The 14,989-nt window shown below is 43.5% G+C and carries 13 protein-coding genes and 1 pseudogene; 8 read left to right on the top strand and 6 right to left on the bottom strand.

From position 1 onward, the window contains the following. Positions 1-208 precede the first annotated feature (208 nt). From IM456_RS15285 to IM456_RS15270, 4 genes are all read left to right on the top strand, one after another. Positions 209-391, top strand: coding sequence for a hypothetical protein (locus IM456_RS15285; protein ID WP_149985752.1), 183 nt, complete (start codon positions 209-211; stop codon positions 389-391). Between the two features lie 290 nt (positions 392-681). Further along, positions 682-984: an urease subunit gamma gene (gene ureA, locus IM456_RS15280; RefSeq protein ID WP_002738360.1), complete on the top strand. Its 303-nt coding sequence runs from the start codon at positions 682-684 to the stop codon at positions 982-984. 19 nt (positions 985-1,003) lie between these two features. Further along, entirely contained in the window at positions 1,004-1,330 is a 327-nt protein-coding gene (ureB, locus tag IM456_RS15275; protein ID WP_002748322.1) for an urease subunit beta, read from the top strand. Between the two features lie 82 nt (positions 1,331-1,412). Then, complete coding sequence (locus tag IM456_RS15270; protein WP_149985751.1) at positions 1,413-2,288, top strand: S-methyl-5'-thioadenosine phosphorylase; 876 nt, start codon at positions 1,413-1,415, stop codon at positions 2,286-2,288. Positions 2,289-2,788: 500 nt separating this feature from the next. Here IM456_RS15270 and IM456_RS15265 read toward each other — a convergent pair whose 3' ends face one another. From IM456_RS15265 to IM456_RS15255, 3 genes are all read right to left on the bottom strand, one after another. Next, a complete protein-coding gene (locus tag IM456_RS15265) occupies positions 2,789-3,745 on the bottom strand; it encodes an RNA polymerase sigma factor, RpoD/SigA family (protein WP_149985750.1) in 957 nt (318 codons plus the stop codon). 751 nt (positions 3,746-4,496) lie between these two features. Next, positions 4,497-4,796 (bottom strand): 2Fe-2S iron-sulfur cluster-binding protein, encoded by a 300-nt coding sequence (locus IM456_RS15260; protein ID WP_002761301.1) that lies wholly within the window; start codon positions 4,794-4,796, stop codon positions 4,497-4,499. Between the two features lie 43 nt (positions 4,797-4,839). Further along, a complete protein-coding gene (locus IM456_RS15255) occupies positions 4,840-6,099 on the bottom strand; it encodes a phosphopantothenoylcysteine decarboxylase domain-containing protein (protein WP_149985749.1) in 1,260 nt (419 codons plus the stop codon). Positions 6,100-6,352: 253 nt separating this feature from the next. Between IM456_RS15255 and IM456_RS15250 the strand changes: the two genes are divergently transcribed. Next, positions 6,353-7,294 carry a DUF1517 domain-containing protein gene (locus IM456_RS15250; protein WP_149985748.1) on the top strand — a complete coding sequence of 314 codons (942 nt, stop codon included), beginning with the start codon at positions 6,353-6,355 and terminating at the stop codon, positions 7,292-7,294. A 128-nt stretch (positions 7,295-7,422) separates the two neighbouring features. Here the strand turns inward: IM456_RS15250 and IM456_RS15245 are convergent, their stop codons facing one another. After that, entirely contained in the window at positions 7,423-8,373 is a 951-nt protein-coding gene (locus tag IM456_RS15245; protein WP_061432678.1) for an NAD-dependent epimerase/dehydratase family protein, read from the bottom strand. Between the two features lie 340 nt (positions 8,374-8,713). On the opposite strand from IM456_RS15245, the gene IM456_RS15240 reads away from it, so the two are divergent. Continuing rightward, positions 8,714-9,733 (top strand): methyltransferase, encoded by a 1,020-nt coding sequence (locus IM456_RS15240; RefSeq protein WP_287693064.1) that lies wholly within the window; start codon positions 8,714-8,716, stop codon positions 9,731-9,733. 50 nt (positions 9,734-9,783) lie between these two features. Here IM456_RS15240 and IM456_RS15235 read toward each other — a convergent pair whose 3' ends face one another. Together IM456_RS15235 and IM456_RS15230 are read right to left on the bottom strand one after the other, a co-directional pair. Beyond that, positions 9,784-11,217, bottom strand: coding sequence for a phosphoglucomutase/phosphomannomutase family protein (locus tag IM456_RS15235; protein ID WP_287693063.1), 1,434 nt, complete (start codon positions 11,215-11,217; stop codon positions 9,784-9,786). A 177-nt stretch (positions 11,218-11,394) separates the two neighbouring features. Then, on the bottom strand, positions 11,395-11,739 hold the full coding sequence (locus IM456_RS15230; protein ID WP_149985746.1) for a hypothetical protein: 345 nt from the start codon (positions 11,737-11,739) through the stop codon (positions 11,395-11,397). A gap of 334 nt (positions 11,740-12,073) precedes the next feature. On the opposite strand from IM456_RS15230, the gene IM456_RS15225 reads away from it, so the two are divergent. Then, on the top strand, positions 12,074-12,907 hold the full coding sequence (locus IM456_RS15225; RefSeq protein ID WP_004162736.1) for a photosystem II manganese-stabilizing polypeptide: 834 nt from the start codon (positions 12,074-12,076) through the stop codon (positions 12,905-12,907). Positions 12,908-13,537: 630 nt separating this feature from the next. Continuing rightward, positions 13,538-14,599, top strand: a pseudogene (locus tag IM456_RS15220) (IS630 family transposase). The last annotated feature ends 390 nt before the right edge of the window (positions 14,600-14,989 follow it).

Below are 14,989 nucleotides of genomic sequence, written 5' to 3'. Positions count from 1 at the left end.
ATCACCCTAAGTAGGGGGAGAGCCTTCGAGAGCCCCCTTCCTCTTAGGGACTTGCGCTTTGATAATATGCCATCTGGCTGGTCTGATTCTTCTACAGAGCGATTTCCTGGCTGGGATATTATTCCCACGCAAGTCCCTTATCGGTTATCAAAAAGTATTATAATTGTCTTTTCTATCCTGAATCAACAGTTTCTGCTTGTCAATAATTATGAATACCTATCAAACCTATTTAACTATTGATAATTCTCAAAAGATTATCCTCTCTAACTTACCCTTTGAAGCAGCAACAAAGTTAGCCATTAACATTCAAGTGGTTGAGGATGAAAGGACAGAAGCGGATTTTGAAACCTTATTAGATAAAACCAAGGGAATCTGGGCTAGTGGAATATAGCTAGGTAATAGGTGTAGGGCTAATTCCGGAATTAGCCCTACAATAGGCGTTGTCAAATTGAAAGATGCTCCGAATCAGCCCGGAACTGAAATTACTTTGATAGCAAGGATTGCATGGCATCTTTCCTATTCTGATCTGACAACGCCTTTTCCTAGCAAAGTTTTTGAGTATTTTCCCCAATCTTGATCAATAATGCTGGCTAAGTAAATAAAATTTCACAACTCGATCGCTACAACTAGCCGGCCAAGAACTACAATAACCCTAGCATCTGTGTGAAAAAAGGCCCATCTATGCAACTTTCGCCCCAAGAAAAAGATAAATTACTCATTTTCACGGCGGCACTGCTCGCCGAAAGACGCAAAAATCGCGGTATCAAGTTAAATTATCCCGAAGCGATCGCCTATATTAGCGCCGCCATCCTCGAAGGTGCCAGAGAAGGTCGTAGCGTCGCTGAATTGATGAGTTACGGCACTACTTTATTAACTCGCGAGGAGGTGATGGAAGGTATCCCGGAAATGATTACGGAAGTGCAGATCGAAGCGACTTTTCCCGATGGTACTAAATTAGTTACCGTTCACAATCCCATTCACTAACAGGAGATTTTTAGCACTTATGATTCCGGGAGAAATTATCACACCATCCGGAGCGATCGAGATTAATGTCGGTCGCGACACCCTGCGTATTTCTGTGGCTAATACAGGCGATCGACCCATTCAAGTGGGTTCCCACTATCATTTTTATGAAGTTAATCAGGCCCTGGAGTTCCAGCGCGAATTAACCAAAGGAACCCATCTGAATATTCCCGCGGGTACATCAGTTCGATTTGAACCGGGAGACACGAAAGAGGTGGAATTAGTTGCCATTGCGGGAACTGAAGAAATTTATGGCTTTAATGGTTTAATTAATGGTTCCCTCAAAGGCAAGAAAAAGAAAAAGTAAGGCCTTGATGGAAAAATTATCACAGTTTGATCGCTCAATTATGGTAAAATCAAGGCAACGATAACTAATTCTTTCCAAGACTATGACGACGGTAAAAATTGGCATCATTGGCGGCAGTGGTTTGTATAAAATGGATGCCCTCAAGGATGTGCGGGAAGTATCCCTCGATACTCCTTTTGGTTCTCCTTCCGATGCTTTAATTCTCGGTACTTTAGAGGGAACAGAAGTCGCCTTTTTAGCGCGTCATGGCAGAAATCACCATTTTTTACCGACCGAACTACCCTTTCGAGCTAATATTCACGCTCTCAAACAATTAGGGGTTGAATATATTATTTCCGCTTCGGCCGTTGGTTCCCTAAAAGCCGAAGTTAAACCCCTAGATTTAGTCATTCCCGATCAATTTATTGACAGAACTAAAGAGAGAATAGCGACTTTTTTTGGGGAAGGAATTGTTGCTCACGTCGCCTTTGGCGATCCCGTTTGTCCCCAATTAGCCGAAATTTTAGGGGATGCCGTCGCTAGTTTAAACCTGTCAGAAGTTACCTTGCATCGCGGCGGTACATACCTCTGTATGGAGGGGCCAGCTTTTTCTACTAAAGCGGAATCAAATCTCTATAGAAGTTGGGGGGCAACCGTGATCGGTATGACCAATTTAACCGAGGCCAAATTAGCCAGAGAAGCGGAAATTGCCTACGCTACCTTAGCCCTAGTTACCGATTATGATTGTTGGCATCCCGATCACGATCATGTCACGGTAGAAATGGTGATCGAAAATCTGCACCATAACGCTATTAATGCCCAAAAAGTTATCCAAGAAACGGTGCGCCGTCTAGCAGCTAATCCTCCCGTTTCTGCCGCTCATTCTGCCCTTAAATATGCTATTCTTACCCGTCTAGATTCTGTTCCCGTCGCCACTAAAGAAAAATTAGCTCTCTTTTTGAAAAAATATCTTGAATAAATAGGGTTTGCTGAAAAAGTTTGTTGGTGGGGTTAGGAGTCAGGAGTCAGGAGTCAGGAGTCAGGAGTCAGTAGCCGGTCGTCGGTCGTCAGTAGCCGGTCGTTTCAGGCTTTGTTGCCCTCTCTTTTTTGTACCAACGTATGTACTACAAGAAGGATAATGCAAGGTTTTTGATGGTCCCAATCCGATTTTCGCAGCATGAATATCGGATTTTAACAGGTCAAAATCCTTATTTTAAAAGGGTTTTACCATTATTCAGCAAACCCTAAATAGAGAAATAAGAGCGGAGAAAAGTCACCGATGAATCTAGAAATGGGTCATTTTTCTCGCTGTGATCCAGACGATCGATTTGACCCTTAACGAAGGCAGGGGGCAGGAGGCAGTATTCAGGAGTCAGGAGATAGGAGATTATTTTATTTATTCTCCCCACACCCCACACCCTACACCCTACACCCCACACCCCACACCCTGCCCCCACGAACAGCTTTTTGCCGCAAACCCTAACTAGCTAGATATTCTCTGATGTTGCCCTTGCGTTTTCTTAATTTAGCGATCGCTTCTCGTTCGATCTGACGCACGCGTTCACGACTGATATTGAGTCGAACGCCAATTTTTGCTAAGGTGAGGGGCTGCCCATTATCTAAACCAAAACGCAGACAAATCACTTCTTTTTGTTGAGGGGTGAGGTCTGCCATCAGTTTTTCCAAATCCACTTGGAGGGAAGAATAGGCAGTGTAATCTTCGGGGGAAAGTCCCGTATCTTCCAAGAGTTCCCCTAATTCCGTGTCTTGATTGTCCCCCACCTTTAAGTCAAGGGAAAGGGGTTGACGGGACCTTTCCAAGTAGTCTCGCACCTGTTTGGGAGTTAGATCTAATTCCTCGGCTAATTCGGCAATGGTGGCAGCGCGACCTTTATCTTGAGCTAGTTGACGCTGGGCTTTTTTGATTTTATTCAGTTTTTCGGTGATGTGGATGGGCAGACGGATGGTGCGACTTTTTTCTGCGATCGCCCGGGTGATGGCTTGGCGAATCCACCAATAGGCATAGGTGGAAAAGCGATAGCCTTTGGTGGGATCGAATTTTTCCACACCTCTTTGCATCCCAATCGTTCCCTCTTGGATTAGGTCCAATAGGTCTAGATTGCGTTTTAGGTATTTTTTAGCGACGGAAACCACTAGACGCAGGTTCGCTTCTACCATCTTGCGTTTGGCGAAATCCCCTGCCCCTAATTCTCGACGCAGTTGTTCTTCACTAATTTCCGCCGCTTCTGCCCACTGGCGATCGCTGGGTTCCCTGCCGAGTTTCGCCCTTAGGGATTCTTTGATTTTTTCCAGAAAAATTAATCTTTGCACCTGTTTCGCGTAGAGAATTTCTTCTTCATGGGTGAGAAGGGGAACTCGGCCAATTTCTCTGAGATAGGCGCGAACTGGATCGGTGGGGTTTTTCGAGGTTTTCATGAGTGCGCGTCGGTTGAGGGTTGATATTCAGGGATTGATGGCGTTTTTCAGATTGCTTCCCCAGGGGCAGTTAAGGAGATGCTATCAGGGTTTCTTCTAGTTTTGTAAAGAGATTAGTAAGTGGTTACTCAAGGATAGAGAGAAATCTAATTTACGATTTAATTACCTCTATAGTCCTTTTTTTGGCTATATATAGAGTTTATGGGCATAAATGGCAAGTAGTAAGAACCTTGGTTATTTAACCAATATTACAACAATTATTAAATATTGTAAAGTTTATGAGAAAAAAAAATTATCCCGATCAGGAACGCAGCAAGGAAGGGGAGGTTTGAGTATCTGTACCCATAGATTACCCAAAGGTTTCCGATCAGGATGCAATCTAGATGACAAAATGAGCAATTTTCTCAGATAGCGATCGCAGGGCGATCAGTGAGGGGAGTGGGGAGTAGGCAGAGGAAGTTCGGGCATTTGTACTAAAATGTCCAATAGGCAGTTTAAATGCAGTAAAGCTGATATTTTCTAGCAAATCTCTTGATTGTCAGCCCTTGGCTGGCAAAAAAGCAGCGAAAAAATCACAAAAATCCGCTGAGATGTCTTCCCAAGACATCAATTAGGGTCTGCTGAAAAAGTCGCTCAGGGAATTATGTGATATTGTCTGGCAATTTTCACTGGTATCGAACGCCTCAATGGTTCTGATCGCCGCACCTTCCCCACCGGTGCGTTGCTGGGGGTGGGGCATGACGCTTAAATGCTATTTTGGTTTAGTTTGGACGCTAATAGGGCCATTAACGCTGGTTTGACAGGCTAAACGATAATTTTCGGGTTTTTTCTTCAGACAGCGCTGTTCAAAGTCGGTTTTGGCCGAGAGATTTTCCATCCCCTCGACAATTGCCACTATACAAGTACCACACTGACCGTAACCGCCACAATTCATCAATTTACCGCCAAAAGTGTAGATATCAACGCCATTCTGGATTGCTTTCTCTCGTAAATTCGCTCCATCTGCCGCTACCACGATCTTATTCTCTTTGACGAAGTTGATGTTACCCATGACTGTGTTACCCTAAATTTTTGCAAATTAATATTAAAAAATATTAAATTTTTTTGATTGTAACATTTTTGGCTCGCTGTTCTAAATATTCGGCGATGCCAATAGCGATCGCTTTTTTGCCGATAAATTTCCCCAATGCCGCTTTTGTGACCAAATAAGCCACCTGTTCCCCTTGATCGCCCTTTTCCTCACCCCTATTAGCAATGACGGCCTGATAGCCCTTTTCTAGGCGTTTACGGGCGATTTCCAGCAACTCCTCCTGACTGACTCCCTCCTGATACTTGAAAGTCACCATCTCTAAATCGGGAAATTTTTCTCTCACCTTGTCAATCACTTTTTCCGTCGGCACAAAATTAAGATTTAACTGCCCACCACTGGGAATTTTGCCAGAAAAAGGGCTTTCTAAGCGATAATCTGCCACTGCTGCCGAAAAAATCCCAAATTTATAATCTTTACTGCCTAATTCTCCCATAACCTTCCCTAGATACTCGTCATAAGTTTCAATAATTTCATGGGGTAAATAAGCGGGAGGTGTATAGCTGCCGCGTCCGTGGATTAATTGCACCTTTGCCCCGCGCAGGTACAATTCTTCTGCAATAGCGACTCCTAATTGTCCGGTAAAACGATTGGTTAAACGACGAATATTATCGATAATAACGGGTGTGGGTCCACCAGTGACTAAAATCGGCCTATTTTTCAGGACAGAATTACTGAGAATCCCACAGGCTGCCACGGTAATCTCTTTTTCCCCGGGGAGATTGTGCTTACCGTAATCATCCCGGGGTGACATAATCTGGACTCCCAAGCGATCGAGAGTTTGCAAAGATTCGGTCAGAATAGCATTATGTAAACTGCCGTGCATGGTGGGGACGAGCAGAATTTTAGTTTTTCCCTTTTCCTGTCGTCCCAAGGCCGAGGCCAAGCATGAAGTGATCACTCCGTCAGCGATTCCGTAACGAAACTTATTAATCGTGTTATAGGTAGCGGGGGCGACTAAATAAAGATCAAAGGGAGATTGATCGCTTAAATGTTCTGCTTTTGCCGTTAATTGGCTAATTACGGGATTAACCGTACTCCATTCCAAAGCTTCCTTAGTGACGTATCTTAAAGCTTCTTCCGAGACAAAAGCCACGACTGTAGCCCCGAATTTCCGCAAAGATCGGGCAATTAGCGGCGCTTTCATGGCCGCAATCCCTCCTGTCACCAGTAAAGCAATACGTTTACCCCAGAGATGATGACTTTCTAAGGGTACTTCGCGATCGCTTAATGGCGAATCCGTCGGAGAAGAGAAATTCCAAGTCATAAATTTGGGGGTTGGGAGATGGGGAGTGGGGAGTGGGGAGTGGGGAGTGGGGAGTGGGGAGTGGGGAGATGGGGAAATTTCAACCATACTCAACACCCCAAAACCCCAAAACCCCAAAACCCTAAAATCTCCATACCCAACACCTTACTAACTGATAACTGATCACTGATTCGGTTATCCCTATTCGGGGTTTGTCTATCCCTGAGGGAGAAACTGGTTATCCTAGTAAATAAAGGGTTGCTTCGGTGTTCTTATGATTGACAAAATTTTAACTAAAGTTCGATCGCTTGCCAAGCCGCTATTAGTTCTAGGATTAGTGACAACGCTGATTTTAGGCAATGTTTCCAGTGCTTTAGCGGCATCGGGGGGTAGAATGGGGGGCGGTAGTTTTCGCGCCCCTAGTCGCAGTATTAGCCCTTCTAGAGGTGGTGGTTACAGTTCCCCCGGTTACGGTGGAGGTATTGGTTTTCCCTTCCTCTTACCCTTCTTTTGGGGTGGTGGTGGCGGTGGCTTAATTTCTCTGTTAATCTTTTTTGCTATTGCCAATTTCCTCGTTAATGCTTTCCGTAATGGTGGAGGCAGTGATGAGAATGGTATGACGATAGAATCCGGTTATGAAACCGTCTCCGTGGCTAAAGTACAGGTGGGTTTGTTGGCTAATGCCCGTTATCTGCAACAAGAATTAAATCAAATCGCCCTAACTGTGGATACTAGCACCTCCGAGGGGCGCGTCGATGTCTTACAAGAATCGGCCCTCGCCCTGTTACGTCATCCGGAATACTGGGTTTATGGTAACGTCGATTGCCAACAAACCAGCCTCAGCAGTGCAGAAGCGAAGTTTAATCAGTGGTCTCTCAACGAACGCGGTAAACTAACGGCGGAAACCTTAACTAATTACAATAATCAACTGCGTCAAGGTTCTCAAGAAAATATTTTACCCGAATCGGCTGGAGAATTAGCTAAAACCGCACCAGAAGGCTATATTTTGGTGACTATTTTAGCCGGCATTGTCGGTAAATTTTCTCTAGCCAAAATTAATGATTCCCAAGACTTGAAACAAGCCCTGCAACAAATTGGTAGTATGGGAGGCGATCGACTTTTAGCGGTAGAAGTGATTTGGACTCCCCAAAGCGAGGGTGATATTCTCAGTCAAGACGACATTCTCGCTAATTATCCCGATCTGAAATTGGTGTAATTTGTCGGGGTATAACCCTAGATATTGCCCAAAATCTCCCTTTTATGGGGAGATTTTTTGATTATTAAGGAATTGCTGCCGTGAGGCGATTTTTAGGTGTGTCACGATGCCCTAACACACCCTAACCATTAACAATATAATTCCTGAATCCACTGCCATTCTTGGGCTAATCCTTCGGCTAAAGAGACTTGGGGATTATAACCTAGAATAGTACGGGCTTTGGTGACATCGGCGGCGGTGTGACGGGCATCTCCCCGGGCGAGTCCTTGATGCGATCGCTCGATAGGTTTACCGATGACTTTTGCCATGGTATCCAAGACATCCAACAATACCACGCGACTACCACCACCAATATTAAACACCTCCCCCACCGCTTCCGGCACTAGGGCAGCGGCTAAATTAGCGGCTACAGCATCGCTAATAAAGGTAAAATCGCGGGTTTGTTTGCCATCTCCGTAGATGCCGATGGGTTTACCTGCGATCGCTGCTTGAAAAAACTTATGGAAAGCCATATCGGGACGTTGCCGCGGTCCATAAACGGTGAAATAACGCAAGGCAGTGACGGGAACGTTAAAATTCTGGTGATATAGCCAACAGAGTCTTTCTGCCGCTAATTTGGTGATGCCGTAGGGTGAAACTGGTTGGGGACAAAGGGTTTCGGGAGTCGGCATCGTTTCCGCATTGCCATACACCGAGGAAGTGGAAGCAAAAACCATCCGTTGTAAAGAAGGGGTTTCCTTAGCGGCCTCAAGAATAATTTGAGTGGCATTTATATTCCTTTCGGTATATTGACGAAATCCATCACCCCAGCTTGCTCTGACTCCTGCTTGGGCTGCCTGATGGAATAATACTTCTACTCCTTGCAACAGTTGTCGCCAGTCGAGGGCTTGTATATCCGCTTCGATTAACTTAAATTCGGGATATTTTGCTAGAATATGGGCATTTTTGCGCTTTAAACTGGGGTCGTAATAATCGTTAAATTGATCGATACCGATCACCTGATCTCCTTGTTCTAAAAGCTTTTGTGCCAAGTTAGAACCGATAAAACCCGCGACACCAGTAACAATATGAGTAGCCATTTAATCCTAGTCGTTGATATTTTGTATCGATTGTAATCATTTTTGCGCTTTTTGCCGCAATCAATGTCCGCCGTCCGTCGTCAGCTTTTAGGAGTCAAAATCGATAGATTTATTAGATCTCCTGCAAAAATCAAAATCTTTCCTTAGATAAGGAGACTCCGAAACAGGCGACCAGAGGAGAACAAAGACAAGAGAGAACTATCCCACCCATAAAACCGAAGATTATGTCAAATTTATCGGAATTTTAGAGATTTTGAGCCGATAGCACCTCGACAACTTGCTTTTGCAGCAGATTTATTCTATATGGTACTGTTTAATTTTATTTCCGCAAAAGTTGCTTATGTCCTTACCTGAACTCCCTCTTCATCTTCAATTAACCCAAATGGTTTCGGGTTACTGGCTATCTCAGGCCATCTATGCTGCGGCTAAATTGAGTCTAGCCGAGCATTTAAGCAAAGGAGCGAAATCTTGTCAAGAATTGGCCTCCCTAACTGAGACTAATCCTGCTGCTTTATACCGACTGATGCGAGCGTTAGCTAGTGTGGGAATTTTTCAAGAAACTGAATCTCAACAGTTTATACTAACTCCCTTAGCCGAACATTTATCTAGTGACCATCCCCGGTCAGTAAAAGCGACAGCGATTATGTTAGGAGAAGCCCCCCATTATCAAGCCTGGGGAAATGTGTTACATAGTATTAAAACGGGACAACCATCTTTTGATGATGTCTTTGGGATGGGGGTCTTTGAATATTTTCAAACCCATCCGCTAGATGCCGAGATTTTTGAACAGTCGATGAATAGTTTTTCTTTTTCGGAGGAGAAAGCTATTTTAGCTGTGTATGATTTCTCGGAATTTCAAACCCTAGTAGATGTAGGTGGGGGATACGGTGAGATGTTGGGGACAATCTTAGAGCAATATCCCCACCTCAAAGGAATTCTTTTTGATGAAGAATATGTAATTTCCCATTGTCAACCGACTTTAGAAAAACACGGCATTCTCCATCGTTGTCAAACCGTTGGGGGTAGTTTTTTTGAATCCGTACCGTCGGGAGGAGATGGCTATTTACTAAAACATATTATTCATGATTGGGATGATCGACGAGCGATTGCTATTTTGAAAAACTGTTGTCAAGCTTTAGATAGCGATGGGAAAGTTTTAGTCTTGGAAATGGTTGTTCCTTCGGGTAATAATCCTTCGGCCGCTAAAATGTTAGACCTAAATATGTTAGTTATGTGTCCGGGAGGTAAGGAAAGAACCGCAGAAGAATTTGAGGAATTGTTGAGTCAAGCGGGACTAAAATTAAATCGCATTATTCCGACTCAAGAGGATATTTGCATTATTGAATGCGTTAAAAAATAATAGAATAGAAAACGGGTTTATTCAAGAAACCCGTTTTCTATTAGTTAAGTTTAGATATAGGTAGCCCAAGATTTTGCCCAGGCAAGAATTTCATGAACTCGATCGAGGGTTGAAGATTCACAGTAGAGACGCAAAACCGGTTCTGTGCCACTAAAGCGAATTAACAACCAACTGCCATCTTCTAAACGGAATTTATAACCGTCCATAGGATTACAATCAGTCACTTGTTTACCGGCAATTTCCCTTAAGGGTTCCTTATCCAAAGCAGTAATTAACTGATTGCGAGCTTCCATATTAGCTAGGGGTAAATCTATGCGATCATACTGAGAATGAAAACCAGTTTTATCCTGTAATTGCGCGTAAAGATCGCTTAAATCTTGGCCCGATTCTACCACCGCTTCCAAAACGTATAAAGCTGATAATAAAGCATCCCGTTCGGGAATGTGAGTACCATAACCGACACCTCCCGATTCTTCCCCACCAATTAACACAGGAGTGGTCAACATTCGATCGGCGATATACTTATAACCGATCGGGGTTTCAAAGACCGATAAACCGTATAAACTGGCTAATTTGGGGATTAAATCGGAACCGCTCACCGTTTTCACAATTTCCCCTCTCATTCCCTTTTTGCCGGCTAAATGCTCGATTAAAATCGGGATGAGATTTTGGGTGCTTAAAAAATTCCCCCGACCATCGATCGCCGCCACTCGATCGCTATCGCCATCGAAGACCAAACCTACTCGCAAAGGGGCTAAATTTGCGCTGTGAGCCAGTTTATCGATGATTTCCCTCAAATTTCTCGGTAAAGGTTCTGGAGAGCCGCCACCGAACAAAGGATCGCGATTGCCGCGTAATTCCGTGATCCCCACCCCCAAAAGACGCTCTAAACCGGTAGCCGCCGCACCGTGCATGACATCGGAATAAACTTTTAGTTGTCCCGATTTGATCGCCTCGGCAATAGCGGCAATATTAACTTTTTGGCGTAAACCCTGACAATAACTTGACCATGGCTCAAAAGTGCTTAATTTACCCGCAGCTGCGTTAAATTGCGGCGGATTAGACAATAAAGCTTCAATTTGTTGGGTAATTTCTGGCGAGACAGAACCACCAAAATAACCTTTTACCTTCAAACCGAGATATTTAGCCGGGTTATGACTGGCGGTTAACACGATCGCACCGAGAGCATTTTCTGATCGAGCTGCCCAACTAAAAGCGGGAGTGGGAGCGTAGGATTGGGAGAGAAGCACATCAAAACCGGCTTTTTGAAGCGATTCCGCCGCAGTTTGAGCAAAATCCTCCGCCATAAACCGCCGATCATAGCCGACGATCATCGTCCGCGAACCTGTGATCTGACCATAATTATCCGCTAAAACCTGAGCCGCCAAGGGAGCGAGCAGAGCGACTCGATCGAAAGTAAAATCGGCGGCGATAATCCCGCGCCAGCCATCGGTTCCAAATTTAATCGGGTTCACGGTGGTCATGATTTACGAACTACCCCTAAAATATCCATTTTCTCAATACTGTAACCCGCTCCGTACTCCTTGGCCATAGGGAATAGGGGAATGGGGCAATGGGGGGATAGGGGAATGGGGGAATTTCAACTAAAACCCTAAAACCCCAACACCCCACACCCCACACCCTAAAACCCCAACACCTTTTCAGGTTTCCCGATCATCGGTTTTTGCGGCCGAATCGAGCGCGCCAACTTCACTGGCTAATAATTTTTCCATTAACATTTGTAACTTCATCCTTTCTATATAGGGCCATCCCCCGGTTTCCTCGATATCCCGGAGTAATCCGTATAAGTCCTTACGGGTATTGGGTAAAGATGGCTCGAACATCTGCTCGCGAATTTGCCGATGTAAATTTTCTAAAGTTCGCAGCAACATTAACAAACCGTTACAATCTCCCTGCTGTTCTTGGGCGATCGCTGTCACCGTCGTTACAAGGGAATGCAGTTGGCTATCTAATTGGCTGTTATCTCCCGGCAATGGACTATTCATGTTCCTATCTGAAAACAGTCACACCAATCATATCAGTCATCAGCTATGAGTTACTTAGAGCCTCCTGACTTGAAAGAGGGTGTGGGGTGTGGGGTGTGGGGTGTGGGGAAGTGGGGAAGTGGGGAAGTGGGGAGAACAAAGCTGCCTCTTGCCTCTTGCCTCTTGCCTCCTGCCTCTTGCCTCCTGTCTGCCGTCTCCTATCTCCCATCTTCTCAATGGTCACTGATCTTTGATAAACTGGGTTTCGGTGAATTGGCCCGACCGATTCGATAATTCATCAGGCTATGGATCAAGGGTAGTAATTGTAAAGATTGACAAAGAGAGGTTGACATAGATGAGATTTCGTGCATTGTTAGTTGCCTTTTTAGCCTTGTGCTTAGGGGTGTTGACAGCTTGTAGCGACGCGCCTAGTGCCGTCCTGAATAGAAACGAGCTAACCTATGATGAAATTTTAAACACGGGATTAGCTAACAAATGTCCGCAGATTTCCGAGTTCACCCGGGGTACTCTCCCCTTAGAACGCGGCGAAAGTTATGTGGTGACAGATTTATGCTTAGAACCCCAAGAATATTTTGTCAAGGGTGAACCTGTTAATAAGCGGGAAGCAGCCACCTTTATACCGGGTAAACTCTTAACCAGAGATACCACCAGTTTAGAACAGATGACAGCGAGTTTAACCGTAGGCGAAGACGGTGTTTTAACCCTCAAGGAAGAAGACGGTATCGATTTCCAACCCGTTACCGTACAATTACCTGGAGGTGAAAGAGTTCCCTTGTTCTTTACCATCAAAGGTTTCACCGGCAAAACCGAAGCCGGCTTTAACTCGATTAACAGTTCCACCGATTTTGAAGGCGACTTTAAAGTTCCCTCCTATCGTGGTGCTGGTTTCTTAGATCCCAAAGGTCGGGGTGTGGTGACGGGTTATGATAACGCTGTCGCTTTACCCGCTAGTGCTGATAGTCAAGATTTCCAGCGCGCTAACGTCAAAGCGACGGAACTGGGTAAAGGTACTATGTCTTTACAGGTAACTAAAGTTGACGCTTCTACCGGCGAGTTTGCTGGTGTTTTTGAAAGTGAACAGCCTTCCGACACCGATTTAGGGGCAAAAGATGCTGAAGAAGTGAAAATTCGCGGCATTTTCTACGGTCGTCTCGAAGCTCGTGCCTAATTAATAAATTCAGAATTTCTGGAAATTAAGGCGAATTTCTCCCTAGAGAAGTTCGCTTTTTTTCGGCTCTCTTGGGGTTATCGAAAAAATCGGGTCTAAAACCTCGCCTTTTAAGGCGAAAAGTTTTTGGAGCGGGGCATAAATCCCCGTTACAAAAACGGCCTCCTGCCCCCTGCCTTCGTTAACATAAAATTTGACAAAAAGAGAAAAGTGTGCAAGATGGCTCAAGGGGGTTCTATGGGGGAACTAATTTGATGAAATAGTTTCCAAGTCTCGCCGATATCATGTAAGGGATGTTCTTTGATTCTTTCTACTGCACTTTTGGCTTGGGCAGCAATTAAATCTGAAGGTTGAAAGTGGGGCGAGGACAATTAACCATATTTGCCATTATTTTTGAAAAATGTTATTGATTATTATCAACAAAAATATCAAGTTCGACTTCTGTAAAACTTAACTAAAAAAGCCTATTTCCTTGACTTTAAGATAATTTTTTAGCCAGACTGACCGACCGATTCTGTTTCTGAGAAGATATTTATAACATTTCTTATATAGCAATTCCATTTGATACGTAAATAGAGCTTGCTATGGTAAAATAAAAACGTTCTGCTAAGAAATGAAAGAAAAAAGCAAATGGAAACCAATCAAAATGAAAGAGAAAGACAAATAGAGCGTTTAATCAATTTTATAAACAGTAATGGAGACTCGCGAGAGATGAAGAGAGCCTTAGCAGTAAAATTGGCTCTACAGGGTTATGCCTACAAAGCGATATAAAATATACTAAATGTATCTCAAGGTTATGTAAGTAAATGGAAAAAAAGATTTATTAAACAAGGAATACAAGGACTAATACTAGGTTACAAAGGAGCCAAAAAAAAGCTGACTAAAGAGGAAGAAGAAGAGACAATAAAATGGTTATTATGCCTAGAAGATTGGGATTTATCAGAACTAGAAATCTATTTAATAGAAGAGTATGATGTAGTATTTGAATCAAAAGAAAGTTACTATAATATTTACAGAAAAGCGAAGATAACTAGACAGAAAGCTGAAAAAGTAAACCCAAGAAAAGATGAAGAAAAAGTCAAACAAAGAAATGAATAAATTAAGCAAATTCTCGAAGAGCATAGAGAGGAGATAGAGTCGGGAAAACTTATGGTATATGCGATAGACGAATGCCATCTAATGGGGGAAGATATCGTAGGTGAAGCCTGGGGTAAGTCAAAAGAGCGAGTCGAAATACCAATTAATAATTATAAAGATAGACAAACTTATTATGGTGCATTAAACTTGTTAGAGCCAGATTTAATTTTAGAAAAATATACCAGAGGAAATGGAGAAAATACAGTCAAGTTTCTAGAAAGTTTACAAAGTAAAAATGCTGGAAAAAGATTGTTGATATTTTGGGATGGAGTTAGACATCATACAGGATAAAATATGAAGAATTTTTTGGGAGAGCAAAATGAAGGATTAGCAAAATCAGAATGGAAAATTACTTGTGAACTTTTTGCCCCTTATGCGCCAGAAGAAAATCCAGTTGAAGCAATTTGGTTTCAATTAAAAAATTTGCTCAGGAGGTTTTATCGTTTCGGCAAAAACTTTAAGATTATTAATTTTTTATTTGAATTTTTTGCCAAATATAATCTTTTCAAATTTCCTAACTTGAAAAGATTTGATGCCTTTTCACAACTCATTTAGGTTGGCTATAGGAATAAAGTAGGGCTGGCTGAATAATGGTAAAACCCTTTTAAAATAAGGCTTTTGACCTGTTAAAATCCGATGTTCATGCTGCGAAAATCGGATTGGGACCCTCAAAAACCTGGCATTATCCTTTTTTTAGTACATAAACTGGTACAAAAAGAGAGGGCAACAAAGCCTGAAACGACCGGCTACTGACTCCTGACTCCTAGCCCCACCAACAAACTTTTTCAGCAAACCCTAAATAATAGCTTAGGGACTTGCGTGGGAATAATATCCCAATCGATCGGAGGGCGCAAGCTTTGCGCCCCTACAGTAACGGATTTTGTCCACAATGTAGGGGCGAACTGCGTTCGCCCAAAAGGTACATTATCAAAGCGCAAGTCCCTT

Origin of the sequence: Microcystis sp. M079S1 (genome assembly GCF_020246425.1) — a bacterium.
In the GTDB taxonomy this organism is placed as follows: Bacteria; Cyanobacteriota; Cyanobacteriia; order Cyanobacteriales; family Microcystaceae; genus Microcystis; species Microcystis aeruginosa.
This window is presented reverse-complemented; position numbering and strand designations above follow the sequence as displayed.

What these genes read in the sequence shown, in the direction of transcription:
- IM456_RS15225 (WP_004162736.1), top strand. Translation starts at nt 12,074, where the DNA reads ATGAGATTTCGTGCATTGTTAGTTGCCTTTTTAGCCTTGTGCTTAGGG.
- IM456_RS15285 (WP_149985752.1), top strand. Translation starts at nt 209, where the DNA reads ATGAATACCTATCAAACCTATTTAACTATTGATAATTCTCAAAAGATT.
- IM456_RS15230 (WP_149985746.1), bottom strand. Translation starts at nt 11,739, where the DNA reads ATGAATAGTCCATTGCCGGGAGATAACAGCCAATTAGATAGCCAACTG.
- IM456_RS15265 (WP_149985750.1), bottom strand. Translation starts at nt 3,745, where the DNA reads ATGAAAACCTCGAAAAACCCCACCGATCCAGTTCGCGCCTATCTCAGA.
- IM456_RS15270 (WP_149985751.1), top strand. Translation starts at nt 1,413, where the DNA reads ATGACGACGGTAAAAATTGGCATCATTGGCGGCAGTGGTTTGTATAAA.
- IM456_RS15235 (WP_287693063.1), bottom strand. Translation starts at nt 11,217, where the DNA reads ATGACCACCGTGAACCCGATTAAATTTGGAACCGATGGCTGGCGCGGG.
- ureB (WP_002748322.1), top strand. Translation starts at nt 1,004, where the DNA reads ATGATTCCGGGAGAAATTATCACACCATCCGGAGCGATCGAGATTAAT.
- IM456_RS15245 (WP_061432678.1), bottom strand. Translation starts at nt 8,373, where the DNA reads ATGGCTACTCATATTGTTACTGGTGTCGCGGGTTTTATCGGTTCTAAC.
- IM456_RS15255 (WP_149985749.1), bottom strand. Translation starts at nt 6,099, where the DNA reads ATGACTTGGAATTTCTCTTCTCCGACGGATTCGCCATTAAGCGATCGC.
- ureA (WP_002738360.1), top strand. Translation starts at nt 682, where the DNA reads ATGCAACTTTCGCCCCAAGAAAAAGATAAATTACTCATTTTCACGGCG.
- IM456_RS15250 (WP_149985748.1), top strand. Translation starts at nt 6,353, where the DNA reads ATGATTGACAAAATTTTAACTAAAGTTCGATCGCTTGCCAAGCCGCTA.
- IM456_RS15240 (WP_287693064.1), top strand. Translation starts at nt 8,714, where the DNA reads ATGTCCTTACCTGAACTCCCTCTTCATCTTCAATTAACCCAAATGGTT.
- IM456_RS15260 (WP_002761301.1), bottom strand. Translation starts at nt 4,796, where the DNA reads ATGGGTAACATCAACTTCGTCAAAGAGAATAAGATCGTGGTAGCGGCA.